Annotated in this window: 24 protein-coding genes and 1 tRNA gene; 19 read left to right on the forward strand and 6 right to left on the reverse strand. The window is 70.2% G+C overall.

The genetic code is table 11. The annotated features are described in order from the left end of the window. The first annotated feature begins 162 nt into the window (after positions 1–162). Entirely contained in the window at positions 163–801 is a 639-nt protein-coding gene (locus ASE56_RS11955) for a gamma carbonic anhydrase family protein (protein WP_056229953.1), read from the forward strand. 33 nt (positions 802–834) lie between these two features. Here the strand turns inward: ASE56_RS11955 and ASE56_RS11960 are convergent, their stop codons facing one another. Further along, positions 835–3,507 (reverse strand): phosphoenolpyruvate carboxylase, encoded by a 2,673-nt coding sequence (locus ASE56_RS11960; protein ID WP_056229956.1) that lies wholly within the window; start codon positions 3,505–3,507, stop codon positions 835–837. 271 nt (positions 3,508–3,778) lie between these two features. Between ASE56_RS11960 and ASE56_RS11965 the strand changes: the two genes are divergently transcribed. Then, positions 3,779–4,390: a MazG family protein gene (locus ASE56_RS11965; RefSeq protein WP_156371711.1), complete on the forward strand. Its 612-nt coding sequence runs from the start codon at positions 3,779–3,781 to the stop codon at positions 4,388–4,390. Between the two features lie 140 nt (positions 4,391–4,530). Then, on the forward strand, positions 4,531–5,778 hold the full coding sequence (gene hisS / locus ASE56_RS11970; RefSeq protein WP_056230144.1) for a histidine--tRNA ligase: 1,248 nt from the start codon (positions 4,531–4,533) through the stop codon (positions 5,776–5,778). 63 nt (positions 5,779–5,841) lie between these two features. Here hisS and ASE56_RS11975 read toward each other — a convergent pair whose 3' ends face one another. Further along, positions 5,842–6,699, reverse strand: coding sequence for a helix-turn-helix transcriptional regulator (locus tag ASE56_RS11975; protein WP_056229963.1), 858 nt, complete (start codon positions 6,697–6,699; stop codon positions 5,842–5,844). 126 nt (positions 6,700–6,825) lie between these two features. Here ASE56_RS11975 and ASE56_RS11980 point away from each other — a divergent pair, with 126 nt between their 5' ends. From ASE56_RS11980 to ASE56_RS12030, 11 genes are all read left to right on the forward strand, one after another. Next, positions 6,826–8,271, forward strand: a complete 1,446-nt coding sequence (locus ASE56_RS11980) for an MFS transporter (RefSeq protein WP_056229966.1) — start codon at positions 6,826–6,828, stop codon at positions 8,269–8,271. Between the two features lie 109 nt (positions 8,272–8,380). Further along, the gene (locus tag ASE56_RS11985) at positions 8,381–9,229 is read left to right on the forward strand and encodes an SGNH/GDSL hydrolase family protein (protein ID WP_056229969.1); all 849 of its coding nucleotides are present in this window, start codon (positions 8,381–8,383) and stop codon (positions 9,227–9,229) included. A 196-nt stretch (positions 9,230–9,425) separates the two neighbouring features. Further along, on the forward strand, positions 9,426–10,217 hold the full coding sequence (locus tag ASE56_RS11990) for a cytochrome c oxidase assembly protein (protein ID WP_235556994.1): 792 nt from the start codon (positions 9,426–9,428) through the stop codon (positions 10,215–10,217). A gap of 31 nt (positions 10,218–10,248) precedes the next feature. Further along, a complete protein-coding gene (locus tag ASE56_RS11995) occupies positions 10,249–10,917 on the forward strand; it encodes an O-methyltransferase (RefSeq protein ID WP_056229976.1) in 669 nt (222 codons plus the stop codon). Between the two features lie 96 nt (positions 10,918–11,013). Then, a complete protein-coding gene (gene eno / locus ASE56_RS12000; RefSeq protein WP_056229978.1) occupies positions 11,014–12,294 on the forward strand; it encodes a phosphopyruvate hydratase in 1,281 nt (426 codons plus the stop codon). Between the two features lie 162 nt (positions 12,295–12,456). Beyond that, a complete protein-coding gene (locus ASE56_RS12005; protein ID WP_235556995.1) occupies positions 12,457–13,074 on the forward strand; it encodes a septum formation initiator family protein in 618 nt (205 codons plus the stop codon). Positions 13,075–13,117: 43 nt separating this feature from the next. Continuing rightward, positions 13,118–13,636: a DUF501 domain-containing protein gene (locus tag ASE56_RS12010; protein WP_056230150.1), complete on the forward strand. Its 519-nt coding sequence runs from the start codon at positions 13,118–13,120 to the stop codon at positions 13,634–13,636. Further along, complete coding sequence (locus tag ASE56_RS12015) at positions 13,633–14,988, forward strand: S8 family serine peptidase (protein ID WP_056229982.1); 1,356 nt, start codon at positions 13,633–13,635, stop codon at positions 14,986–14,988. Before ASE56_RS12010 ends, ASE56_RS12015 begins: the two co-directional genes overlap by 4 nt. Next, positions 14,985–16,388 carry an NAD(P)/FAD-dependent oxidoreductase gene (locus tag ASE56_RS12020; RefSeq protein WP_235556996.1) on the forward strand — a complete coding sequence of 468 codons (1,404 nt, stop codon included), beginning with the start codon at positions 14,985–14,987 and terminating at the stop codon, positions 16,386–16,388. Before ASE56_RS12015 ends, ASE56_RS12020 begins: the two co-directional genes overlap by 4 nt. Before the next feature lie 292 nt (positions 16,389–16,680). Next, positions 16,681–16,756, forward strand: a tRNA-Leu gene (locus ASE56_RS12025). 108 nt (positions 16,757–16,864) lie between these two features. Further along, the gene (locus ASE56_RS12030) at positions 16,865–17,434 is read left to right on the forward strand and encodes a LemA family protein (protein ID WP_056229986.1); all 570 of its coding nucleotides are present in this window, start codon (positions 16,865–16,867) and stop codon (positions 17,432–17,434) included. Positions 17,435–17,473: 39 nt separating this feature from the next. Here the strand turns inward: ASE56_RS12030 and ASE56_RS12035 are convergent, their stop codons facing one another. Further along, positions 17,474–18,715 carry a winged helix-turn-helix domain-containing protein gene (locus ASE56_RS12035; protein ID WP_056229991.1) on the reverse strand — a complete coding sequence of 414 codons (1,242 nt, stop codon included), beginning with the start codon at positions 18,713–18,715 and terminating at the stop codon, positions 17,474–17,476. Between the two features lie 71 nt (positions 18,716–18,786). Here ASE56_RS12035 and ASE56_RS12040 point away from each other — a divergent pair, with 71 nt between their 5' ends. Together ASE56_RS12040 and ilvA are read left to right on the forward strand one after the other, a co-directional pair. Further along, on the forward strand, positions 18,787–19,977 hold the full coding sequence (locus ASE56_RS12040; RefSeq protein WP_056229994.1) for an AI-2E family transporter: 1,191 nt from the start codon (positions 18,787–18,789) through the stop codon (positions 19,975–19,977). After that, positions 19,974–21,203, forward strand: a complete 1,230-nt coding sequence (gene ilvA, locus ASE56_RS12045) for a threonine ammonia-lyase (RefSeq protein WP_056229997.1) — start codon at positions 19,974–19,976, stop codon at positions 21,201–21,203. Before ASE56_RS12040 ends, ilvA begins: the two co-directional genes overlap by 4 nt. A gap of 69 nt (positions 21,204–21,272) precedes the next feature. Here ilvA and greA read toward each other — a convergent pair whose 3' ends face one another. Both greA and ASE56_RS12055 read right to left on the reverse strand, forming a co-directional pair. Continuing rightward, the gene (gene greA, locus ASE56_RS12050; protein ID WP_056230000.1) at positions 21,273–21,764 is read right to left on the reverse strand and encodes a transcription elongation factor GreA; all 492 of its coding nucleotides are present in this window, start codon (positions 21,762–21,764) and stop codon (positions 21,273–21,275) included. A gap of 103 nt (positions 21,765–21,867) precedes the next feature. Further along, on the reverse strand, positions 21,868–22,263 hold the full coding sequence (locus ASE56_RS12055; RefSeq protein ID WP_056230004.1) for a DUF4307 domain-containing protein: 396 nt from the start codon (positions 22,261–22,263) through the stop codon (positions 21,868–21,870). A 63-nt stretch (positions 22,264–22,326) separates the two neighbouring features. Between ASE56_RS12055 and ASE56_RS12060 the strand changes: the two genes are divergently transcribed. Then, positions 22,327–22,602, forward strand: coding sequence for a hypothetical protein (locus tag ASE56_RS12060; protein ID WP_056230009.1), 276 nt, complete (start codon positions 22,327–22,329; stop codon positions 22,600–22,602). Positions 22,603–22,722: 120 nt separating this feature from the next. Here ASE56_RS12060 and ASE56_RS12065 read toward each other — a convergent pair whose 3' ends face one another. After that, positions 22,723–23,448 carry a hemolysin III family protein gene (locus ASE56_RS12065; protein ID WP_056230012.1) on the reverse strand — a complete coding sequence of 242 codons (726 nt, stop codon included), beginning with the start codon at positions 23,446–23,448 and terminating at the stop codon, positions 22,723–22,725. 132 nt (positions 23,449–23,580) lie between these two features. Between ASE56_RS12065 and ASE56_RS12070 the strand changes: the two genes are divergently transcribed. Further along, positions 23,581–24,354, forward strand: a complete 774-nt coding sequence (locus tag ASE56_RS12070) for an isoprenyl transferase (RefSeq protein WP_056230016.1) — start codon at positions 23,581–23,583, stop codon at positions 24,352–24,354. A 248-nt stretch (positions 24,355–24,602) separates the two neighbouring features. Then, positions 24,603–25,964, forward strand: a complete 1,362-nt coding sequence (locus tag ASE56_RS12075) for a PhoH family protein (protein WP_056230019.1) — start codon at positions 24,603–24,605, stop codon at positions 25,962–25,964. Positions 25,965–26,159: the final 195 nt, after the last annotated feature.

Here is a 26,159-nt window from a genome sequence, read left to right on the forward strand (position 1 = left end):
CCCGGTGATCGACCCCGGTCGAACGCCCGGGGATTGGGTTTCAGCGCCGGTGCCCACACCACCTCGAGAAGGTGGTGTGGGCACCGGCGCTTCGCCGTACCCCGGCATATCGATGGGGGCGACCCCGGGTCTACGCTGACGGCACCGAGAAGGGACGCCGTCATGCTCTACACACACCTGGGGGTCGAGCCCCGGGTCCACCCCGATGCCACCATCGCCCCCACGGCGGTGATCAGCGGCGACGTGAGGATAGGCGCCAGATGCCAAGTTCTCCACGGTGCGGTGATCACGTCCGAGGGGAGCCCCGTCGTCCTCGGCGACGACTCCATCGTGATGGAGAACGCTCTCGTGCGCGCGAGCTCGGCGCATGCCGTCCACGTCGGTGCCCACACCCTGATCGGCCCGATGGCGAGCATTGCGGGCGCCGACATCGGCGAGGAGGTCTTTCTCGCGACCGGCACGCGCATCTTCAACGGCGCGGTGGTGGGCGATCGCAGCGAAGTGCGGATCAACGCCGTCGTGCACGTGCGCACCCTGCTGCCCCCGGACACCGTCGTTCCGATCGCCTGGGTGGCCGTGGGGCATCCCCTGCAGATCCTGCCTCCCGACCGGCACGAGGAGATCTGGGCCGCACAGAAGGAACTCGACTTCCCGGGTTACGTCTTCGCCTTGGATCGGCAGACGCCCGATCTCATGGTGCAGCTCACGGAACGTTATGGTCGAAGCTTGTCGCGGCACCGGACGGATCGACGCGTGGACCACGAGACCGTAGACATCACGAAAGACGCGCCGCCCCTCTGAGAGAGGAGCGGCGCGCCGTATCAGTCCTGAACGTCAGCCGGTGTTCTGCAGACCGGCGGCCACTCCGCTCACCGACAGCAGCAGGAGGCGCTGGTGTTCGGCATCCGGAGTCGGGTTGTCGGCGTCCGCATCCCGCAGCGCGCGCAGAGCCCGGAGCTGCAGAAGCGAGAGCGCGTCGACGTAGGGACTGCGCATCTTGACGGCGCGCTGGAGGATGGGCTTGTTGCCCAGCAGGTCGCCTCCGGTGATGCGCTCGACCCAGGATCGGGTGAGGAGCATCTCGTCCATCACGAGCTGCGCGAGGTCGTCGCGGTCGCCGAGGGCCAGGTAGCGGCGGGCAATGCGCTCGTCGGCCTTGGCGAGGCTCATGGCGACGTTGTCGATCATCGTGCGGAACAGCGGCCACTGCTCGTACGCGTCGCGCAGACGCTGCTCGTCGCCCACAGCGTCGAGGGCGGTGCCCAGACCGAACCAGCCGGCGAGGTTGATGCGCGCCTGCGTCCACGAGAACACCCACGGGATGGCGCGGAGGTCCTCGAGCGATTCGACCGACAGACCGCGTCGCGCGGGACGCGAACCGAGCGCCAGATGTCCGAGTTCTTCCATCGGGGTGACCGTCGCGAACCACGGTGCGAAGCCCGGAGCCTTGACGAGGGCGAAGAACCGCTCGCGCGAAGCGACGTCCATCGTGCTCGCCACGTCGGCGAACGCCTCGGCGGCGCCACGATTACGACGTTCGATCGAGGGGGAGGATGCCGTGAGAACGGCGGCCGCCACCTGATCGATGTGACGCATGGCGATGTCCGCGTCGCCGTACCGAGCGAAGATGACCTCGCCCTGCTCGGTGAGCTTGAACCGGCCGTCCACCGAGTGGGGCGGCTGCGCGAGGATCGCGGAGTTGGCGGGCCCACCGCCGCGGCCCAGGGCCCCGCCGCGACCGTGGAACAGCGTCAGTTCGATGCCCTCGGCCTGGGCCCATGTGGAGATCTCGGCTTGGGCCTCGTAGAGGGCGAGGTTCGCCGCGACCGGGCCGACGTCCTTCGACGAGTCGGAGTAGCCGAGCATGACCTCGAGGCGGCGACCCGTGGCATCCAGTCGGCTCACGAACGAGGGGTGCGACACGATCTCGGCCAGGATGCCGGGAGCCGCCTGCAGGTCGGCGAAGGTCTCGAACAGCGGGATGACATCGAGCACCGGAAGCGTCTCGCCCGGGCCCATCGCGTACGAGGCGAGTTCGTGCACGTTGGCGAGGTCTTCGGCCGACTGTGTGAAGGAGACGATGTAGCGTCCGGCGGCGCGCGGTCCGAAGCGCTCCTGCACGTACGCGATCGAGCGGAAGACCTCGAGGACCTCGTCAGTCTGCTCGCTCCGGGCTCCGCCGGCGCGCAGTTCGTCGAGGACCTTGCGGTGCACGGCGGAGTGCTGACGCACCTCGAGCTCGGTCAGGTGGAAGCCGTAGGTCTCGACCTGCCACACGAGACGCTGCAGGGCGCCGTAGGCCTGACGAGCGGCACCCGCCGCCACCAGCGAATCCTGCACGGTGCGCAGGTCGGCGAGCAGGTGCTCGGGGTCGCGGTACGCGAGGTCGGCGTTGCGGGTACGGGTCGCCGCGATCTTGCGGGCGAGCAGCAGCAGGATCCGCCGGTGCGGCTCATCGGGGGAGCGCTCGGCGATCTCGGCCGCAGCGTCCTCGTCGGCGGCGCGCAAGCGGTGCCACAGCGCGACGAGAGCGTCGCTGGGCGGGGTGCTCTCGGCATCCAGGGTCAAACCGCGCCCCACGCGCTGGGTCGTGCGCTCGAGCCCGAGGAGCACGTGCTCGCTCGCGATCGCGGCGGCCTTGCGGGTGACGGATGCCGTGACGAAGGGGTTTCCGTCACGGTCGCCGCCGACCCACGAGCCGACGCGCACGAACGGCTTGACGATCGGCGCGCGGGATCCGGCGTTCTCGCCCTGCAGGATGTCGTCGATGCGGCGGTAGACGCGCGGGACCGCGGTGTAGAGCGTCTCATCGAACACGGACATGACGGAGCGGACCTCGTCGACGGGCGACGGCTTCTCACGCCGTAGAGGGGCGGTGCGCCAGAGCGTGTCGATCTCTTCGAGCATGCGACGCTCGGCACGACGGCTCTCGGTGCCACCCGCGGAGGCATCGTCGTGCTCCGACAGCAGCTCGGAAAGACGTCGGATGCTGGTCGATATCGCGCGGCGGCGGGCCTCGGTGGGGTGCGCGGTGAAGACCGGGTGGAAGCGGAGCGCCTGGAGGCGTGCGAGCGCCGTCTCTTCGCCGACCTCGCTCGAGAGCCGCTCGAAAGCGCTCGCGATCGTGTCGGGGGTGCCGCTGCGCGAGGGATGATCGCCACGCTCGCGCAGCACGCGGACGCGCTGGTGCTCCTCGACGAGGTTCACGAGATGGAAGTAGGCCGTGAAGGCCCGGGCCACCTCGTCCGCCCGCTCGATCGAGAAGCCGTCGGCGATCGCGGCCGCCCGTTCGAACGCCTCGGGCGTCTCGTCGGTGTAGGCCTGGATCGTCGCCGATCGCAGTCGCTCGACGTCGTCGTACAGTCCGGGGGAGCCGCTCTCCTGAAGGACGCGGCCCAAGAGCGATCCCAGCAGGCGCACATCGGCACGCATCTGTTCGGGGAGCTCCTGGCCGGCTTCGAAGCGGCCCACGAGGTCGATGGCCTCGGTCGGGGTCAGTTCACGCACACGCCCCAGATTATCGGCGTCGAGGGGGCATCGATTCACGTGTAACGGCATGCGACGGTCCGGCGGGTCGAACACCGGACAATCTTCGGCCGCGCCCGGGTGTCACCGCAGTGATTCGGGGCGCGGGGGCTCGGCATCCCGAAATCTCCGGCGTACGGCACGGGCGGGCGCCGCACGCCTCGGGGCGGGGGATACTCGTGGCGAGCGGACCGCCGGGCCCGCCGAAGGAGGAACCGTGAGCGACGACGCCCTGCGGGAGGCCGCCGACACCATGCGAACCGTGCGCGCGCGCTGCGCCTGGACGCGGACCATCGACCACCGCGATCTCGTGCCGTACCTCGTCGAAGAGAGTGCCGAGGTCATCGACGCCGTCGAGTCCGGCACGCGCAGCGACCTCCGCGAGGAGCTCGGCGACCTGCTCTGGCAGGTCCTGTTCCATGCCGAGATCGCCGCGGGCGATGTCGACGATCCCTTCGACATCGACGACGTCGCCCGGGGACTCACCGAGAAGATGGTGCGGCGGCATCCGCACGTGTTCGCGGATGCCGTGGCCACCACACCCGAAGAGGTGCTGGTGCACTGGAATGCGGCCAAGGCCGCCGAGAAGAGCACGCGCACCAGCGTGCTCGACGGGGTCAGCGACCACATGCCCGCTCTCGCGCTCGCGCAGAAGGTGATGGGGAAGGCCGCGCAGGTCGGTGTCTGCGCGCCGACGCATCACCTGGCCGACCCCGCGACCGAAGCGGAGCTCGGCGACGCGCTGCTGACCCTGGTGCATCTGGCGCGCTCGCGCGGCTGGGACGCCGAGCGCGCCCTGCGCGAACGCGTGCGCGACCTGCGGACCGAGGTGCGTGAGGCGGAGGCGGAGGCGGGCCCGCGATGACGGGCTCCGCGTGAGCGCACACGGTCCGGTGCGGCCGGAGCGGGTGATCTCGACCGCCGGCGGGCGACGCGCCGGACGACGGACCGCCCGCGCCGCTCTGGAAGAATGGGGCCGTGGCATCCGTGAACCCGCCGCGCGGCATGCGCGACTTCCTCCCCGCTGACAAGGCCCGTCGCGAGCGCGTGCTCGCCGTCATCCGCGAGCGTTACCGCGCCCACGGCTTCGACGAGATCGAGACCCCCGTCATGGAGGACTACGACCGCCTGCACGCCGGGATCGGCGGCGACAACGAGAAGCTGTCGTTCAGCATCCTCAAGCGGGGGATGGATGCCGAGGGCATCCGCGCCGCCGCCGACGACCCTGCCGCGCTGGCCGACCTGGGCCTGCGCTACGACCTCACCGTGCCCCTCGCCCGGTTCTACGCCACGCACCGCGCACAGCTCCCGACGGTGTTCCGCTCGATCCAAATCGCCCCGGTCTGGCGCGCCGAGCGCCCGCAGAAGGGGCGCTACCGCCAGTTCATGCAGTGCGACATCGACATCATCGGCGACGCCTCGGCGCGTGCCGAGGCCGAACTGATGACCGCGAGCCTCGACGTCCTCGACGCGCTGGGTCTCGAGGGCGGGTCGATCCGCGTCAATGACCGGCGCGCCCTCGACGCGATGCTCGACGTCTTCGGCTTCGCGCCCGATGAGCGCCCGGGTGTGCTCATCACGATCGACAAGCTCGACAAGGTCGGCCCCTCGGGGGTGGTGGAAGAGCTGCGCGGACGCGGGGTGAACGCCTCGGCCGTCGACGCCTTCGCCGCCTACCTGGAGCGGGCCGCGGCCGAGCCGTCGTTCGACGAGCCCGGCATCCGCGCGGCGCTGCCCGACGGCATCCCGGACGAGGTCGTCGCGCACCTCGTCGATCTCGGCGACACGGTGGCCGCCGCGCGCGGGGGAGCCGTTCCCCTGGTCTTCGACCCGTTCCTCGTGCGGGGCATGGGCTACTACACGGGCACGATCTTCGAGCTCGCCCACCCGAGCGTCGACTACTCGCTCGGCGGCGGCGGCCGGTACGACGGCATGATCGGGCGCTTCCTCGGCCAGCAGGTTCCGGCCGTGGGCTTTTCGATCGGGTTCGAGCGCATCGTCGACCTGCTGCCGGCCACCGACGCCGACGGCGAGCGCGCGATCGTCCTCGTCCACGATCGCGAGGTGTCGTTCGCGCGACTGCTCGCGCTGAAGACGGCGCTCATCGCCGACGGCGCGCGCGTGCGCGTGGAGCAACGCGCGAAGAACATGAAAGCGCTGCTCGAGCGTTCCGCGGCGGACGGCTACGCCTCGTTCGCGAGCGTGAACGCCGACACGACCCCCGAGACCCTCGAGGTCAAACCGCTCGCCTGACGACGACGGGAGGGGATGCCGGCCACCGCTGCCGTGCCCCGACCCACGGCGCGCGGGTCGGGGTCACGCCACCGCGCTGATGAGGGCTTCGGCAGGGTTCTCCGCGGCGAGGCGTTCCAGGCGAACCGCGGTCTCGGCATCGCGCGGAGAGAACCACACCACGCGCGAGCCCAGACCGTCGTCGATCCAGAGACTGGACATCTCGAGATGGAGTTCGCCCACGCGGGCGTGGACGAGGTGCTTGTTCGCGTTGCGTTCTCCTCCGACGTCGCCGAGCCGCCACAGTTCGGCGAAGCGCGGGGACTCCTCCTCGAGTTCGGCGACGAAACGCTGCCAGGAGGGTTCCTCGTGGTGGCGGCCGTACGCGGCGCGCAGGCGCGCGGCGATCCTCCGCTGGGCGTGGTCGAGGTCGACGTGCGAACGCTGCCACTCGGAATCGGTGAACAGCAGAACGGCGCAATTGCGTCGCTCGGCGGGCATCTCGTCGAGGTCGTCGAAGAGATACCGGTACGCGCGGTTGTAGGCGCGGATGTCGAAACGCGCGGTCTGGACCGCGGCCGGGTAGGGGAGGAGCTTCTCGAGCAGGTCGAGATGAGTGGCTCCGACGCACAGCCGCGCCTCGCGGTCGGGCACCGGCAGGTCGGCGAGGGCGAACAGGTGGTCTCGTTCGTCATCGCTCAGCCGGAGTGCTCGCGCGATCGCGGCGACGACCTGGGCGGAGGCCGCGATCGGACGCCCCTGCTCGAGCCAGGTGTACCAGGTCAGCCCCACCCCGGCGAGCTGTGCGACCTCTTCGCGGCGCAGGCCAGCGACGCGGCGTCGTATCCCCTCGGGAAGCCCCACGTCGGAGGGGCGGAGGCGCGCTCGTCTACTGCGGAGGAACCCCGCGAATTCGGCGCGCACATCGTCGGATCGAGTCATGGCATCCCTCCCTCTCCGGCGATCATAGGACGCGCTTCCATCATCGCGACGTCGGAGGGGAGTGGTGCCACTACCAGGATGAGCGCACTCCTGGTACCAGGATGCGACGGCCCGCATGCTGGCACCATGACGACTTCTGCACACCCCGGCACCGCGACCGCTCCGGTGCCTATCCGCCCCGGCGCTTCCGCCGAGGTGCCCACGTGGCGCTACCTCGGATTCCTCCTGGGGCCCGGGGTGGGGACCTTCGCCTTCAACGCGGTGACCGTGATCCTGCCGACTCTCCGTGAGCGGTTCGGGGCGGGGGACGTCGCCCTCGAGCTCGTGATCGCGGGGTACGGCATCCCGTTCGCCGTGCTCCTCATCCTGGGCGGCCGACTGGGCGATCGCTTTGGGCGGCACCGTCTCTACGTCGTCGGGATGGGGCTCTTCCTCATCTCGGCGATCGCCTGCGCCCTCGCACCGTCGATCGAGACGCTCATCGCCGCCCGCATCGTGCAGGGAGTCGGAGCGGCGCTCTGCACACCCCAGGTGCTCGCGACGATCCAGGCGACATCGCAGGGCGCGGCGCGCACCCGCGCGATCGCCGCGTTCGGGGCGAGCGGCGGCATCGGCGCCGCCGTCGGCCAGGTCGCGGGAGGGGCACTGGCAGCCTTGTCTTTCGGGCCGGTCGAGGGATGGCGCGCGGTCTTCGTGGTCGTCGCGCTCATCGCCGTCGCCGCGATCTCGCTCGCCCCTCTGGCACCTCGCTCCCGCGCGCACGAGGTCGTCGCGATCGACCTGGTGGGCACGGCGGCACTCGGCCTCGGCATCCTGGCTGTCTCGGTGGCGCTGACCTTCGGTCCGGTCTGGAACTGGTCGTGGCCCGTGGCGGTCACGCTGGTCGTCGCGGCGGTGTCTCTGGGGGCGATGTGGATGCACCAGAACGCGATCGAACGCTCGGGCCGGGTTCCCCTGCTGCCGCCCAGCGTGCTGCGACTGCGGCCCCTGCAGCTGGGCCTGGCCGCCGCGGCGCTCTTCTTCGCCGGGTACTCGGCCCTGCTCTACGTCTTCCCGCGCGCGGTCGAGGCCGGAGGGCTGTCGTCACTCGAGGCCGGAATGGCTCTCTTGCCGTTCGCCGTCGTGTTCGCCGCGATGTCGCTGGCCGTCGCTCGCATCCAGGCCAAGATCGGGGACTCGACCCTCGTGCTCGGCGTCTCGATGCAGATCGTCGCGCTCGTCGGAATGGCGGTGACGCTCGTCTTCGGGTGGGGGCACGACATCGGCCTCTGGCTGCAGCCCGCTCTCGTCGTGCTCGGGGCGGGGCAGGCGCTCATCTTCTCGCCGCTCACCCAGCTCGTGGTGCGCGAGGTGCCCGTCGAGGCTGCCGGCCTGTCGGGCGGGATGTTCAGCACCGCGCAGCAGCTCGCCCTCTCGTTCGGTGTGATCGTCATCGGAGGAATCGTGACGCTCACCGGCGTCGCCGGCCGCACCGAGCTGCTCGCGGGGCTCGCCCTCGACATCGTGCTGGCGGTGGCCGTGCTCGCTCTCGCCGTGGCCCTGCGCGCGCGGAGCCGGTCGGCGGCGCGGTGAGTCGCGGCATCCCGTCTGAATGGTGTTCACGGGATGCCGGGAGCCCGACGTCTCCCCACCGTCACGGCGCGTCCACCGCTCGTTCACCGCGGGCGGGTGTCATCGGAGGATGCGAACGCGTCGACCGGTGACCCTGACCGCGGCGTCGGTCGTCGCGCTCGCCGGCGCCGGGGCCGTGGGGCTGCGGACCCTCATCTCCCGTCAGGCGGCGATCGCCCGGCGCCGCATCGGCAAGCCCCTCGGCGAGCAGGCGCTCGACGCCGACCGCGTCTGGCGCCGCAAGAAGCACCCGGGCGAGCCGGTCGAGCTGCTCGTGCTCGGCGACTCGATCGCCGCGGGTCTCGGCGCGGGACACCGTCGAGACACGCTCGGCGCGCGGCTGGCGAAGGGCATCGCCCGTGAGGCCGGGCGCCCGGTGCGGTTGCGGACCGCCGCGGTGGTGGGTTCGGAGACCTCGGCCCTGGCCGGTCAGGTCGCCGCGCTCCCGGAGGGGTACCGGCCGGATGCCGCGGTCATCGTCGTGGGCGGGAACGACGTGACGCACCGCATACCGGCGTCGCGCTCGGCGGAGCAGCTGGAGCAGGTCGTGCGCGAGTTGCGAGGGCGCGGGATACCTGTCGTCGTCGGCACGTGTCCCGACCTCGGGACCCTCCGGGCGATTCCGCAGCCGCTGCGCGCTCTCGCGGCCCGCTCGTCGCGGCAGCTGGCGTCGGCGCAGTCCGCGGCGGTCCACCGTGCCGGAGGGCGGGTCGTGGCCCTCGCGCGGGCGGTCGGCCCGGTGTTCGCCGAGCGACCCGACGAGATGTTCAGCGTGGACCGGTTCCACCCCAGCGCACTCGGGTACCGGCGGACGGCGGACGCGCTGCTCCCGGCGGTGCTCGCGGCTCTCGAACCGGTGCGTCGGCCCGGCGCGCTCGTCGGTGATGTGCCGGACCGCGCGAGCGAGCAGAACTCCTGAATCGCTGATCGGGCGAGCACGTCCCGCGCCGGATTCCTGCGGCTCAGGCGCCACGCGCGCCGAAACCTCAGGAGTTCGGTCCGCCCCCGATCCCCGGCGGACGCATAGCTCGCGGTTCTACCGTTCTTCCACGCCTCCCATCGATGTCTTCCTCAGCACCTGGCGCGCCGATCCGATCACGCTCGGCGTGCTCTTCGTGGCATCCGCGGTCTACCTCTCGGGCGTTCGACGCGTCCGCCGACGCGGAGAGACCTGGCCCGTACTGCGCACGATCGGCTTCTTCGCGCTCGGGCTGCTGCCCTACGCGGTGATCGAGTTCGGCTTCCTCGGGGTGTACTCATCAGAGCTGCGGTGGGCGTTCTCGACGCGCGTCGCCCTGCTCATCTTCGCGGTCCCCGCCGGTATCGCGGCCGGGCGCCCGCTCGACCTCGTCCCCTCGGGCATCCGCGAACGCTTCCTCGCGTCGAGGATCACGCGCGTCTTCGGCAACGCGATGGTCGCCACCGTCGTCATCGCCGCGGTCTTCTGCCTCTTCCTCACCCCGATCGCCGGCATCCTGCGCGTGAATCCGGTGGTCGAAGCCTCGCTCGGGATCGTCGTGCCCCTCGTCGGGCTCGCGATGGTGCTGCCGATGATGGCGCTCGGCGCGGTCCACACCGGCACCTTCATCGCGATCGAGTTCCTGCTCGCGTTCGTCGAGCTGCTGATCGACTCGGTGCCCGGTCTGCTGATGCGTCTGAACGACAACGTGCTGGATCTGATCCCGGATGCCACGCAGGCGGTGTCGTGGTGGCCCTCGCTGCTGCACGACCAGCACCTCGCGGGCGACATGATCTGGTTCATCGCCGAGTTCGCCGACGTGCCGATCCTCGTGATCCTCATGGTCCGGTGGATGCGCAGCGACCGGGTCGAGGCCAAGGGCTTCGACGACCTCTCGGACGAGGAGTACGACGAGATGACGCGCGCCCACCTGCGCGGAGAGCGTTGACCCGCCGCTCGCACGCCGACAGGCTGGGGGAGTGCGCACCCACGAAGACGTCGACGCGTTCCTGACCGAGACCCTCATCGGGGCCGACCCCGCGGGAGAAGCCGCGCTCGCCGCCCAGCACGAGGCCGGACTGCCCGCGATCGAGGTGGCGCCGGTCAACGCGAAATTCCTGCACCTGCTCACGCGGATCGCCGGCGCGCGGCGAGTGCTCGAGGTCGGCACTCTCGGTGGGTACTCGACGATCTGGTTCGCCCGGGCCGTCGGCGAGACGGGACGGGTCGTCACCATCGAGGCGGAGCCGGCGAACGCCGAGATCGCCCGCGCCAACCTCGCGCGTGCGGGAGTCGCGGATCGCGTCGAGGTGCGCGTCGGCCGCGGAGCGGACGTGCTGCCGACCCTCGTCGACGAGGAGCCGTTCGACCTCGTCTTCATCGACGCCGACAAGGAATCGAACGAGACCTACCTCGACTGGGCCGCGCGCCTCGGCCGACCCGGCACGGTCGTGGTGCTCGACAACGTCGTGCGCGGGGGAGAGGTCGCCGACGCCGACACGCCCGACGGCAAGGTGCAAGGCGCTCGCCGCGGCATCCTGATGCTCGGCGCCGACCCCCGTTTCGACGCCACCGCCCTGCAGACCCTCGACCGAAAGGGGTGGGACGGGGTGGCGGTGGCGATCGTGGTGGATCCGACCGCGTCCTGACTCGGCCGCACGCCCGACGGACGGGGTCACTAGACTCGACCACGGACCGACGACGCTCCGCCCCCTCTCCACCCAAGAACCAACGAGGAGTCCTTCGTGGCACTTATCGAGGCTGTCAACGCGCGCGAGATCCTGGATTCGCGCGGTAACCCGACCGTCGAGGTGGAGGTGCTCCTCGACGACGGAATCGTCCAGCGGGCCGCCGTCCCCTCCGGCGCGTCCACCGGCGCGTTCGAGGCCTACGAGCTGCGCGACGGCGACAAGAGCCGCTACAGCGGCAAGGGCGTGCTGAAGGCCGTCGCCGCGGTCGTCGACGAGCTCGGCCCCGCCATCGAGGGCGTCGAGGCCAGCGAGCAGCGCATCATCGACGAGATCCTCATCGAGACCGACGGCACCGAGAACAAGTCGCGCACCGGCGCCAACGCCATTCTCGGCGTCTCGCTCGCCGTGGCCAAGGCCGCCGCCGACAGCGCCGACCTTCCCCTCTTCCGCTACCTCGGCGGACCCAACGCGCACCTGCTGCCCGTTCCGCTGTTCAACGTCATCAACGGTGGCGAGCACGCCGACAACGGCATCGACTTCCAGGAGTTCTTCCTGGCCCCCATCGGCGCCGAGACCTACGGCGAGTCGCTGCGCTGGGGCACCGAGGTCTACCACGTCCTCAAGGGCGAGCTGAAGTCGGCCGGCTACAACACCGGCCTGGGCGACGAGGGCGGCTTCGCCCCCGACCTGCCCAGCAACCGCGAGGGTCTCGACTTCCTGATCCGCGCGATCGAGAAGGCCGGGTTCACCCCCGGCGCGGACATCGCCGTCGGCCTCGACGTCGCCGCCACCGAGTTCTACAAGGACGGCGTCTACACGGTCGAGGGCAAGGAGTGGAGCGTCGACACGCTCGTCGACTACTTCGCCGACCTCGTCGCGAACTTCCCGATCGTCACGATCGAGGACGCCCTCGCCGAGGACGACTGGGACGGCTGGAAGAAGCTGACGGATGCCATCGGCTCCAAGGTCCAGCTCGTCGGTGACGACCTGTTCGTCACCAACCCGAAGCGCCTGCAGCAGGGCATCGACCTCGGCGTCGCCAACTCGCTGCTGGTCAAGGTCAACCAGATCGGCACGCTGTCCGAGACGCTCGACGCGATCTCGCTGGCCACCCGCTCGGGCTACACCTCGATGCTGTCGCACCGCTCAGGCGAGACCGAGGACACCACCATCGCCGACCTCGCCGTCGCGGTCAACGCCGGCCAGATCAAGACCGGCGCCCCGGCACGTAGCGAGCGCGTCGCGAAGTACAACCAGCTGCTCCGCATCGAAGAAGACCTCGGCACCGCCGCGGTCTTCGCGGGCCGCTCGGCGTTCCCCCGCTTCAAGGGCTGATCGACCGACCATCGAGGAGGGGGAGCCGCACGGTTCCCCCTCCTTCGTCGTTTTCGCTGGACGGATGCCGAGCACCCGGCGCGTCCCCAGGGGCCCCCGGGCCGGCGACGTAGACTCACTCGCGGCCCGAATCCCGGGCGGGATGACGACGAAAGGGATGCCGTGGAGCGACCGACACTGCCGCCCCGCCGTCCCGCGGCATCCGAGGCTCCGACGTCGCGTTCCAAGGCGTCGAAGAGCTCGGCGAAGGCGCCCGCGCGTCCCGTGCGACAGCCCGTGCGCCCCTCGGCCGAGGAACGCCGCGTCGACGTGCGCGAGTGGCTCGGGCGGGTGCGCATCTCGGGCTTCGTCGTGATCATGCTGGGCCTGGTCGTGCTCGGGACCTTCGTGCTCGTCCCGACGGTAGGGACGTACATGGATCAGCGTCAGCAGATCCAGGCGTTGCGGAGCGCTGTGCAGCTGAGCAAGTCCGAGGTCGCCGACCTGCAGACCCAGCGCGATCGATGGTCGGACCCCGCGTACATCCGGACGCAGGCGCGCGAGCGGCTCGGGTACACCTTCCCCGGCGAGGTCGTCTACCTCATCGACAACGACCTCCCCGCCTCGGCGACACCGCAGGAGCAGGACGACGTCAGCGGAGACGTGGGGCAGACCCGTACCGACTGGATGGCGCAGCTCGTCCGCTCGGTCACCTCGTCGGGCGCCGCGCAGGTCGCCGTCCCCGACATCACGATCGGCGTCCCGGACCCGACTCCCGCGCCCGACGCCCCGGCCGGCTGAGCGGCCCGACGGAGTGTCGGAGACCCCGGGTACCCTGGAGTCGATGACTACCGCAACGCTTCCCCCCGCCTCCGACGCCGACCTGGCCGTTCTGCAGTCGCAGCTCGGCCGTGTACCGCGCGGCGTCGTGGGGATCGCCGCGCGCTGCGTGTGCGGCAATCCGACCGTGGTGGCGACCTCGCCGCGTCTCGACGACGGCAGCCCGTTCCCCACGTTCTACTACCTCACCCACCCCGCCGCGACGGCGGCGATGTCGGTGCTCGAGGCGGGGCACGTCATGAAGGAGTTCTCCGACGAGCTCGCCGAAGACGAAGAGCTGCAGCAGCAGTACCGCGCGGCCCACGAGGCGTACCTCCGCGACCGCGCAGCGTACGGCGAGCCCGAAGAGATCGCCGGCATCTCGGCCGGAGGCATGCCCACGCGCGTGAAGTGTTTGCACGCCCTGGCGGGGCACGCGCTCGCGGCCGGCCCCGGCGTCAATCCGATCGGCGACCGCGCCCTCGCGCGCGGCACCTGGTCGCCCGAGCGGTGCCAGTGCGAAAGCCCCGGGACCGGCGGATGAAGCGCGTCGTCGCCGTCGTGGCATCCGTTCTTCTCGTGACGGTGCTGAGCGGCGCGACGACCATGCCCGCGGCGGCCGTGTCGGTCCCGGCGTCGGTCAGTCCGCAGGCGCCCGCCAATCCTGTGCCCGAGGATCCGACCGATTCGGTCCGCGCGGGCGAGTACTGGCTCGACCAGTACGGCGTCCGAGAGGCATGGAAGACGACGCGCGGCGCGGGGCAGAAGATCGCCGTCATCGACACCGGGATCGGGCGCGGTCCCGCCGAGTTCAACGGAGCCGTCGCGGGTGGCACCGACGTCTCGGGCGTGGGGGCCGCCGACGGACGCACCCCCGTCGGTGCCGTCGACGCGAACCACGGCAGCTGGGTGGCCTCTCTCGCCGCGGCACGCGGCACCGGTAACGGTCGCGGCATGATCGGCGTGGCGCCCGAAGCCGAGCTGCTGTCCATCTCGGTCGGCTTCGGGGCTGCGAGCACCAAGCCCTTCACCGACCAGATCGCGGACGCCATCCGCTGGGCGGTCGACAACGGTGCGACGGTCATCAACATGTCGTTGACGACCAACACCCTCGACTGGGACACCAGCTGGGACACCGCTTTCGAGTACGCCTTCGACCACGACGTCGTGATCGTGGTCGCCGCGGGCAACAGGGGGAGCGGCACCGACCGCGTGGGCGCCCCCGCCACCATTCCGGGGGTGCTCGCCGTGGGAGGCGTCGACCCGACCGGCGCGGCGAGCAACGACGCGTCGACGCAGGGCATCACCATCGGGCTCTCCGCCCCGAGCGAGCGACTCATCGGCGTCTCGGCCGACGGCACCCTGGTGCAGTGGAACGGAACGAGTGGCGCCGCCCCGATCGTCGCCGGCATCGCCGCTCTCGTCCGCGCCGCGCATCCGGGAATGGATGCCGACAACGTCCTCAACCGCCTGATCCAGACGGCGAAGCCGGCCGCGGGCGCTTCCGCGCGACCCGACAAGCTCTACGGGTACGGTCTGGTGGATGCCGCGGCCGCCGTGTCGGCGCGGGTCGAGACCGTGTCGGAGAACCCGCTGGGGAGCCTCGAGGAATGGATCCGGCTGTACCGCCGGGCGGACGCGCAGCCGTCGCCCGAGCCGACCTCGACCCCGGTCGTCATCCCCCCGCTGCCGCCGATCGAAGCCGCGCCGGCGGCGAGCTCGCCCCTGCTGCCGTCTCGCGATAGCGTTCTGTACGGATCGCTGCCGCTCGGTGCCGCCACACTGACCGCTATAATGATTGCGCTCGGTGTCACTGCTGCTGCCCGGCGAATCCGACAGGCGCGCGTCTCCCGCGAGCCGAGCCGCACCACAAACGAGGAGTCCCTCACATCGTGACCACTACCGTGCCCAGAATCCTCATCGTCGGTGGGGGCTATGCAGGTTTCTACACCGCCTGGAAGCTCGAGAAGCTCCTCGGCCGTAACGAAGCCGACGTCACGCTCGTCGACCCGCTGCCGTACATGACGTATCAGCCCTTCCTCCCCGAGGTCGCTGCGGGCGAGATCGAGCCGCGCCACGTCGTGGTGGGCCTTCGTCGCCACCTCAAGCGCACGACGGTCATCGCGGGCAAGATCACGGGCATCTCGCACGCGACCAAGACCGCGACGATCACGCCGATCGCCGGTGACGAGACCTTCGAGCAGAGCTACGACCACATCGTCGTGACCGCCGGTGCCGTCTCGCGCACCTTCCCGATCCCCGGCATCGCCGACAACGCGATCGGACTCAAGACGATCGAAGAGGCCGTCGCCATCCGCGACCGCCTCACGTCGAACTTCGACAAGGCGTCGGTGCTGCCGGCCGGCCCCGAGCGCGACCGTCTGCTGACCGTCGTGGTCGTCGGCGGCGGATTCGCCGGTATCGAGGTCTTCGCCGAGCTCCGTGCCTACGCGTCGTCGCTACTGAAGCAGTACCCGACCCTGTCGTTCGACGACACGCACTTCCACCTCATCGAGGCCATGGGGCGCATCATGCCCGAGGTCTCGCAGAAGACGAGCGAGTGGGTTCTCGCCGACCTCGCGAAGAAGGGTGCCTTCGTGCACCTCGACACGCAGGTCAAGGGTGCCGTCGACGGCATCGTCGAGCTCTCCACCGGTGAGAACCTCCCGACCGACCTGATCATCTGGACGGCCGGAGTCATGGCCAACCCCACGGTCGTCCGTGGCAGCGACCTCCCCGTCGAAGAGCGCGGTCGCATCCGCACCCGCCCCGACCTGCGCGTCGGAACCGACGACGAAATCGTCGAGGGTGCCTGGGCGGCCGGCGACGTTTCAGCGGTTCCCGACCTCTCGGGTGGCGGTGTCGGCGGTTTCTGCGTCCCCAACGCGCAGCACGCGGTGCGCCAGGGCAAGCTCATGGCCAAGAACCTCGTGGCCGTCCTTCGCGGCGAAGAGCCCAAGGAGTACAACCACAAGAACCTCGGTGCCGTCGCCGGCCTGGGCCTGTACAACGGTGCGTTCCAGTCGGGCAACATTGCTCTGACCGGTCTCATCGCGTGGTTCGCCCACCGTGGGTACCACGGCCTGGCCATGCCCACGTGGGAGCGCAAGTTCCGCGTGGTCGGCGACTGGATGCAGAACTTCTTCCACGGCCGCGAGGTCGTCAACCTCGAGGCCGTTCAGAAGCCCCGTGCCGCGTTCGAGGAGTTCGCCGCGCGTCCGCGTCCGGCAGCTCCCGCCGCCGAGGCCCCCGCGGCTCCGGCCGAGAAGAAGGCCGAGCCCGTCGCGGCCAAGTAAGCCCTCGTTCGAGACCCCCGCGCCCCTGGGTGCGGGGGTCTCGTCGTTTCCGGATGCCGCGGGGCCACTTTCGCCGCCCCGTCACGGGTGAGGCATTCCGCGCCGGGTTGCGGCGTCCGGGGTCCGCGTGTCGGGGTGGCTGTGCCGGGCGTGCGTGATCGGAGCGGTGCGGCGTCTCGTCGTGGCCCCGGGGCCACCTACGCCGCCCCGAGGCCACTTTCGCCGCCCCATAACGGGTGCGGCACCCCGCGCGACCGGCGCGCGGCCGCCCCGCGATACGGTGGAGGCTCGGGCCCCCGTAGCCCAATGGCAGAGGCAGGCGACTTAAAATCGCTTCAGTGTGGGTTCGAGTCCCACCGGGGGTACCAGTGCTCCGTCTCGTGGACATCCCCTGGGAGTCCCCGGCCGCTGCCCGTAACGCTGTGCGGCCCGCGGTTACACTGAAGGGCAATCTCTCGAACGGAGTGTGGGGACTTATGTGGGAGTGGCTCGTACCGGTCATCGTGATCGTCGGCATCCTGATCATCGCCGGCATCTACCTGTGGGCCACCTATAACGCCCTCGTCGCGCTGAACGTGCGTGTCGACGAGGCGTGGAGTGACATCACGGTCCAGCTCAAGCGACGCGCCGACCTGCTGCCCAACCTCATCGAGACGGTGAAGGGGTACGCGGCTCACGAGAAGGCCGTGTTCGAGAACGTCACGCGCGCCCGCGCCGAGACGCTCTCGGCGCAGAGCCCTGCCGAGGCCGGTGTCGCCGAGGGCCACATGCAGCAGGCGCTGAAGTCGCTGTTCGCGGTCGCCGAGGCGTACCCGCAGCTCCAGGCCAGCCAGAACTTCCTGCAGCTTCAGCACTCGATCGTCGACACCGAAGACAAGATCCAGGCGTCGCGCCGGTTCTACAACGGCGGAGTGCGCGAGCTGAACACCAAGATCAAGGTGTTCCCCAACAACCTCTTCGCCCGTCAGCTCGGCTTCCACGAGCGGGAGTTCTTCGAGGTCATCGACGGCGCCGCGATCGCCGAACCGCCCCGCGTGCAGTTCTGACGAATCGCGCCCCCTCCGCTTCGGCAGAAGGGGCGCGTTTCAGTTCGCGCGACCATCGGGGTGGTCATGCCGCTCGGCGCGCAGGGCCCCGGCCAGGTCATCGGTGGCATCACCCCACCGCGACACGGTGACGCGGTCCAGGCCCTGCCAGCGCGCTGCCGTGAGCAGCTCGGCGGCGACACGGTCGGCGGCATCCGGCGCAGCACCCTGCTCCCACCACGCGGACTGGACGCGCAGGGCGCCCGACGCGCGATCGGCCTTGAGGTCCACCCGGCCGACCACGTCGTCTCCGACGAGGACGGGCAGCGAGTAGTACCCGAACCGGCGCTGGGGGGCCGGTGTGTAGATCTCGATGCGGTAGTCGAAGTCGAACAGGCGCTCGGCGCGATCGCGGAACCACACGACCGGGTCGAACGGGGTGAGGATCGCCGCGGCATCCACTCTGCGGGGGCGCGCGGCGTCGCGGTGCAGCCACGCTTTGGCGGGGCGGCCGGCGATCGCCCAGCCCTCGACCTCGACGGGGATCAGCTCTCCGTCCTCGACGAGATCGTGGATCGCCGCCATCACCGCGGGACGATCGCGGACGCGCCAGTAATCGGCCAGGTCGGCGGCCGTCGCGACGCCGTAGGCCACAGCGGCGCGGCGCACCAGCTCGGCGATCGCCTCGGGACGGGGGACGGCGGTCTGCAGGGCCTCGGAGGGCAGGACGTCGGATGCCAGGGCGTAGCGCCGCTCGAAGCCGCGCCGCCCCGCGATGGCCACCTCTCCGAACAGCCACAGGCGTTCCAGGCCGTTCTTGACGTCGTCCCAGCCCCACCACGACCCACGCGACCCGCTGCGCGCATCGTGGTCGATCTCGGCCGGGCGCAGGGGGCCGCGGTCGGCGAGCTCGTCGCGGAGCCACTGCAGGAGGGGCTGATTGGCCTCGGCCCAGGCATCGTGCCCGTACTTCGCCCGCAGATCGTCGCGGCGGAACTGCAGCAGCGGCCAGTCGTCGACCGACACCAGCGAGGCGACGTGCGCCCACGACTCCACCCACGACGGACGCCGGGCGAAGGCCAGCTTGTCGAGCAGGGCCGTGTCGTAGGCGCCGAGGCGCGCGAACAGCGGCATGTAGTGCGAGCGCGAGAAGACGTTGACGGAGTCGATCTGGAGGATGCGCATGCGGTGCAGAGCGCTGGTGATCTGCCGGGTGCCGACGGTGCCGGGCCGGGGGCGGGCGAAGCCCTGGGCGGCCAAGGCGATGCGGCGGGCGTCGGCGCGACGAAGCGTCGTGGTCATGTCTGTCACCGTATCGGCCACCTCCGACATGCTCGGCGGTGCATGTCGGAGGGCGGCGGTAGGCTGACGGGATGAGCGGCACTGATCCCGAACCTCGCGGATCGTTCCTCGACGCCCTCAAGCGGCGCACGGTCTCGAGCGACCTGCAACCGCCGGTGCCCCCGGCGCTGCGACAGGCCACGGCCTACGCCTGGCGCCTGCTCGTGATCGCGGCCGCCCTGGCCGTCGTGGTGTTCGTGGTCATCCAGCTGAAGCTGCTGGTCGTGCCGCTGCTCATCGCGATCCTCGTCACTGCGCTGGTGTGGCCGGCCTTCTCGTTCCTGCAGCGCCACCGGTGGCCGAAGTGGCTGGCCATCGTCGTCACGGTCCTCGGTACCATCGCCGTCATCTCGGGGCTGGTCTGGCTGGCCGTCTGGCAGATCACGCGCGAGTTCGGTTCGGTCCGTCAGCGCACCGTCGACGCCGTCTCGCAGTTCCGCCAGTACCTCATCGACGGTCCGCTCCACCTGAGCGCTCAGCAGATCGACGACGGGCTCCGGCAGGCGGGTACCTTCCTGCAGCAGCAGGCGGAGGTGCTCTGGACCGGTGCGCTGGCGATCGGCACCACGATCGGTCACGTCGGAACCGGCGTGCTGCTGACGCTGTTCATCCTGCTCTGCCTGCTCGCCGACGGCGGCGGCATCTGGCGTTGGACGACCCGGTTGTTCCCCCGCGTCGCGCGTCCCGCCGTCGACGGAGCCGGTCGCGCGGGGTGGCGCACCGTGAAGAGCTACGCGCGCACGCAGCTGCTCGTCGCCACGATCGACGCGATCGGCATCGGCCTGGGCGCCTTCCTGCTGGGCGTGCCGCTGTCGATCCCCATCGCCGTCCTGGTGTTCCTCGGCGCGTTCATCCCCTTCGTCGGCGCCGTCGCCACGGGAGCCCTCGCCGTCTTCATCGCGCTGGTCTACAACGGTCCACTCATCGCCCTGTTCATGCTCATCGTCGTGTTGGCCGTGCAGCAGATCGAGAGCCACATCCTGCAGCCGATCCTCATGGGCTCCGCCGTGAAGGTGCACCCCCTCGCGGTCGTGCTCGTGGTGGCGGGCGGCGCGATGGTCGGCGGCATCGCCGGAGCGCTCTTCGCGGTACCGCTCGCCGCATTCGTGAACGTCGTCGCCGTCTATCTGAGCACCAAGGCGTGGAAGCGCGACGGTGAGGTTTTGGCATCCCCGGATCTGATCTGGCGGACCGTCCCGCGCGAGCGCGGAAGGAGATCATGAACGACACTCCCACCCTGGCCGAGTTCGAGGATGCCGCGCAGAACCTGCGCGGCATCATCACGCGAACCCCGCTCGATGAGTCGCTGCATCTGACCGAGCTCCTCGGCGTGCCGGTGAGCCTCAAGCTCGAGAACCTCCAGCGCACCGGTTCGTTCAAGATCCGCGGCGCGACCTACCGCCTCTCGCGTCTCACGGCCGAGGAGCGCGCGCGCGGCGTCGTCGCGGCATCCGCGGGCAACCACGCTCAGGGCGTGGCCCTGGCCGCGCAGCAGCTCGGCATCGCGGCGACGATCTTCATGCCGTTGGGCGTGCCCGTGCCCAAGCTCCTCGCCACGCGAGGGTACGGCGCCGAGGTGATCCTCGAGGGTGCGACCGTCGAGACGCCGCTCCGCCTGGCCGCTGAGTTCGCCGAGCGCACGGGGGCCGTGCTGATCCATCCCTTCGACCACCGCGACATCGTCGTGGGTCAAGGGACGCTGGGCCTCGAGCTCGTCGAGGACATGCCCGACCTCGAGACGGTGATCGTCGGGATCGGCGGGGGAGGGCTCGCCGCGGGCGTCGCCGCCGCGGTGAAGGCCCGGGCGGCCGCCGAGGGGCGCGAGGTCCGCATCATCGGCGTGCAGGCGCACAACTCCGCCGCCTACCCCTCGTCGCTCGCCGCGGGATACCCCATGCAGGTCGAGACGACGCCGACGATCGCCGACGGCATCGCCGTCGCCCGTCCCGGTGACCTGCCCTTCGAACTGATCCGCCAATACGTCGACGAGGTCGTCACCGTGACCGAGGACGACATCGCTCGAGCGCTCCTCGTCCTCCTCGAGCGCGCCAAGCAGGTCGTCGAACCGGCGGGGGCCGTGGGTGTCGCAGCGATCCTGGCGGGCAAGGTGAAAGCGACCGGCCCGACCGTCACGATCCTCTCGGGGGGCAACATCGACCCCCTCCTGCTGCAACGGGTCGTGGCGCACGGGCTCTCGGCATCCGGTCGCTACATGTCCCTTCGCATTCCGCTGCCCGACCGCCCGGGCCAGCTCGCTCGGGTGTCCGAGCTGCTCGCCGGCGTGGGCGCCAACGTGATCGAGGTGCTGCATACGCGTCACGGTCAGGGACTGCAGATCAGCGAGGTGATCCTTCAGCTGAGCGTCGAGACGCGCGGTGAGGAGCACCGGGCTCTGGTCATCCAGACGCTCGAGGACGCCGGGTTCGTCGCGACCGTCGTCCCCAACTGACCCGAGAGCAGAAACGCCGCGAGCCGCCCCACCCGGTGACGGGGGAGCGGCTCGCGGGCGACAGGCGGGTTACTGGCCCGAGTACGTCTCGACCTTGACGACCTCGACCGAGATCTCTTTGCCGTTGGGCGCGGTGTACGAGCCCTTGTCGCCCTCTTTGAGGCCCATGATGGCCGCGCCGAGGGGCGAGGCCTCGCTGTAGACGTCGAGCTCGGAGTTGGCCGCGATCTCGCGGTTGCCGAGGAGGAACTTCTCCTCGCCGCCCGCGACGATCGCGGTCACGACGGTGCCCGACTCGACGACGCCGTGGCTCTCGGGGGCTTCGCCGACCTTGGCGTCCTTGAGCAGCTGCTGCAGGGTACGGATGCGGGCCTCCTGCTTGCCCTGCTCGTCCTTGGCGGCGTGGTAGCCGCCGTTCTCTTTGAGGTCTCCCTCTTCGCGGGCGGCCTCGATGCGCTTGGCGATCTCTTCCCGGCCCGTCGTCGAGAGGTGCTCGAGTTCGTTATGAAGGCGGTCGTAGGCGTCTTGCGTGAGGAACGTCACCTGAGCGTCGTTGGACACGGGTACTCCTTCGTCGAGGCGCTGACGGCGCGCGTGCGGCCGCCGGCGGGGGATATGTCGAACGCCCCGGCATCGAGCCGGGGCGCGTCGTGATCCCGCGAGTTTACGGCACCCAGCAGGCGTTGACAAAACCGGTCGTCGCCAGCGAGAGCGTCGGAATCGTCTCGGAGAAGGCGCGGGATGCGTCGTCGGATGCCGGGTACTGCACGACCCTCCAGCCCACGGTGCCGTGGTCTTCGTCGCGTGCCTCGAGGGCGCAGGCGACCGGCTTGCCGACGGGGGCGGTGATCTGGAAACTCGCCGTGACGGACTTGTCGTCGGTGACGGTGAAACCGGTGTCTGTGGCCGTGACCGAGGCGGCACTGCTGGCGAACGTCGTGTAACCGAGATACCCGATGGCACCGAGCGCGAGCACCGCGACGATCGACCAGCCGACGATGCGCCGTCGGGGCGACCGCGTGCGCCCGTAACGGTCATCGAGCAGGGCTTGCGTCGTCATGGTCTCCCCGGGCTTTAGGCTGGAGTACCAGGCTACGCGCTTCCGCCCGGACCGAAGGACTCCATGCACTCCGTGATCGTCGCTCTCGCGACCACACCCTCCCCGGTCGTCACGCCCGACGAGTCGATCGTGACGCCCGGGCCGCTCGGCTTCGCCGCGATCGCCTTCATCGGCGTCGCGGTCTTCCTCCTCGTGTGGGACATGCTGCGTCGCATCCGCCGTGGTCGGTACCGCGAAGAAGTGAATGCGGAGCTGGATGCCGAGGAGCAGGCGCGCGCCGCCGAGAACGCCAGCGCAGTCGACGACCAGGACATCGACCCGGCCGCTCCCCGCGACTGAGCGGTTGTCGGAGGCCCCGGCGTCCGGCATCGCCATCACCGTGTGACTCGCTGATGATCGTCGCCTCAGACCTTTCCGAGGCGACGCATCCTGGCGACTCGCGCGGGATGCGTGGCGCGATCAGCCGCCGTGGTACGCGGGGGCGAGCGAGATCAGCAGGCACGCCGTCCAGTGGCAGAGGAACGCCAGCACGGTGCACACGTGGAAGATCTCGTGGAACCCGAAGTGCCCCGGCCACGGGTTGGGCTTCTTGAGCGCGTAGACGATCGCGCCGGCCGTGTAGAGCAGTCCGCCGACGACGACCAGCACCATCATCGCGACGTTCGCCGCGAGCAGGTCGCCGAGGTACATCACGGCGGCCCACCCGAGCGCGAGGTACAGCGCGACGTACAGCCAGCGCGGAGCGTTGATCCAGAAGACCCGGAACAGGATGCCGAGGATCGCTCCACCCCACACGATCGACAGCAGCAGCGTGGTCTTGGGGGTCGGCAGGGCCAGGACGGCCAGGGGCGTGTACGTGCCGGCGATCAGCAGGAAGATGTTGGCGTGGTCGATGCGCTTGAGCACGGCCAGCGTCTTCGGCTTCCAGTGGAAGCGGTGGTAGAGCGCGGAGTTGCCGAACAGCAGCATCGACGTCACCATGAACACCGCCGCCGCCCACTTGGCGGGCGTGCCCTGGGCGAGGGCGATCAGGACGATGCCGGCGACGATCGCGACGGGGAACGTGCCCGCGTGGATCCAGCCGCGCCAGGTGGGCTTGAGATCGGCCTGCGCGCCCAGAGCGCCCGCCTCCAAGAGGGGGAGCTGGGGCAGGTCGGGGCCGTCTGCGGGGGGCGAGCTCGTCACGCTTCGACCCTACGTCGGCCCCCATGCTCCGGGTGGTACATGGGCGATCCGCTCACCGTTCCCCCAGGAAGCGTCACCCGTTTCAGACCCGTGACGTCGCCCGTGACGCGGTAGCGTAGGCGGGTGGCGCGTATGCGGAAGAACGAGGGGCGAGGCCCCCTCTACCGTCTCTACATCTCGCGCCTTCGCCGTCGCATGCCGGCCACCGTGCCGCACCACGTCGCGATGATGATCGACGGCAACCGTCGGTGGGCGCGACAGCTCGGCTACGACAGCGCCGCGCACGGTCACCGCGCGGGGGCGGCCAAGATGCACGAGTTCCTCCGCTGGTGCGACGACCTCGGCATCGAGGTGGTGTCGCTGTACCTGCTCTCGAACGACAACCTCGTCAAGCGCGACAGTCAGGAGCTGCAGGACCTGCTCGAGATCATCGCCGAGCTGGCCGCGGAGCTCTCGCACGAGCCGAACTGGCGGGTCAAGCACGTGGGCCGCGCCGAGGGCCTGCCGACGGAGCTCGCCGAGGTGTTGCACGAGGTCACCGAGCGCACGCGGGGGCACAAGGGTCTGCACGTCAATCTCGCCGTCGGGTACGGCGGTCGGAGCGAGATCGTGGATGCCGTGCGCTCGATCATCGCCAAGCACGATCAGTCGGGTGGATCCCTCGAAGAGCTCGCCGCGAGTCTCACCCCGGAGCAGATCGGCGAGCACCTGTACACGGGCGGCCAGGCCGATCCCGACCTCGTCATCCGCACCTCGGGCGAGCAGCGGCTCAGCGACTTCCTGCTCTGGCAGTCCGCGCACTCGGAGTTCTACTTCGTCGAGGCCCTCGGTCCCGACCTGCGCGAGGTGGACTTCCTGCGCGCGATCCGCGACTTCGCGGCGCGCGACCGACGCTTCGGGCAGTAACACTTGCCCCGCGCGGCGGCGCCGGCGCACGGCATCCGGTGAACTACTTCGCGGCCGCGAGCCGCGCGAACGCGCTGTTCACGAACTCGTCATATTCGCGGCGTGTTAACGACCCTCGAGGGTGTCGCGGAGTCGTACGGTGATCACATCGGACACGGAGTCCGGTCGAGTCGACCTTCGGATCGCGACTCGTGACCCACAGGTCGACTCGTGACAACCGGGTGATTCACCCGGGTCGGGAGTGGGTTGTGACTGCACGAGCACCGTACGACCAGCGTCACGTCGTCGAGAGCACCGAGTCCGAAGCGGGAGTCGACCAGGCTCTTCGCACGTACGTCCTGGACACCTCCGTCCTGCTGAGCGATCCGCGAGCGTTCTTCCGCTTCGCCGAGAACTCCGTCGTGATCCCCGTCGTGGTGATCACCGAGCTGGAAGGGAAGCGTCACGACCCCGAGATCGGGTATTTCGCCCGCCAGGCCCTGCGTCACCTCGACGAACTCCGCATCGAGCACGGCCGCCTGGACTTCCCCGTCCCGGTCGGGACCGACGGCACGCTCCGCGTCGAGCTGAACAACACCGACCAGCAGGTGCTGCCCTCGGGGATGCGCACCGGCGGCAACGACAGCCGGATCCTCGCCGTCGCGATGAACCTCGCGCAGGACGGCGCCGAGGTCACCGTGGTGTCGAAGGACCTCCCGATGCGCGTGAAGGCGGCATCCCTCGGTCTGAGCACCGAGGAGTACCTCGCCGAGCAGGCGATGGACTCCGGGTGGACCGGGATCGCCTCGATCGACCTCTCGGGCGATGAGATCTCCGACCTCTACGAGACCGAAGTGGGCGTCAGCGAAACAGTGAAGGGGCTGCCGATCAACACCGGCCTCGTCATCCACTCCGAGCGCGGATCGGCGCTCGGCCGGGTGACCGGCAAGGGGGAGTACCGCCTGGTGCGCGGTGACCGCGACGCGTTCGGGTTGCACGGGCGCTCGGCCGAGCAGCGCATCGCGCTCGACCTGCTCCTCGACCCCGAGGTGGGGATCGTCTCGCTCGGCGGCCGGGCCGGCACCGGGAAGTCGGCGCTGGCGCTGTGCGCGGCGTTGGAGGCCGTGCTCGAACGTCAGCAGCAGAAGAAGATCATCGTCTTCCGCCCCCTCTTCGCCGTCGGCGGCCAGGAGCTCGGCTACCTCCCGGGCGACCAGGCCGAGAAGATGGGCCCCTGGGGGCAGGCGGTCTTCGACACGCTGGGTTCGGTCGTCTCGGGCAACGTGCTCGAAGAGGTGCTCGCTCGGGGTCTGCTCGAGGTGCTCCCGCTCACGCACATCCGCGGCCGGTCGCTCCACGACGCGTTCGTGATCGTCGACGAGGCGCAGTCGCTCGAGCGCAACGTGCTGCTCACCGTGCTGAGCCGCATCGGCCAGAACTCCCGCGTGGTGCTGACGCACGACGTGGGCCAGCGCGACAACCTGCGTGTCGGTCGGCACGACGGCGTCGCCTCGGTGATCGAGACGCTCAAGGGCCACGGTCTGTTCGGTCACGTCACCCTCACGCGGTCCGAGCGTTCGGCCATCGCCGCGCTCGTGACGGAGCTGCTGGAGGCCGGCGAGCTCTCGTAACGGTGAAGAGAGAGGGGCCGGGATGCCGTGGCATCCCGGCCCCTCTTCGTCTGTGCCGGAGTGGCTGAGGCGTGCCTCGATCGGGGTGACCGGCGCCGGACGAGGCCGCGACGGAAGATGAGAGGGTTCTCATTCGGGGCTCGCCGGGTTCTCACAATGGCCCGTCAGAGTAGAGCCATCGACGAGGGAAACCTC

Origin of the sequence: Microbacterium sp. Leaf203, from assembly GCF_001421275.1 — a bacterium.
In the GTDB taxonomy this organism is placed as follows: domain Bacteria; phylum Actinomycetota; class Actinomycetes; order Actinomycetales; family Microbacteriaceae; genus Microbacterium; species Microbacterium testaceum_A.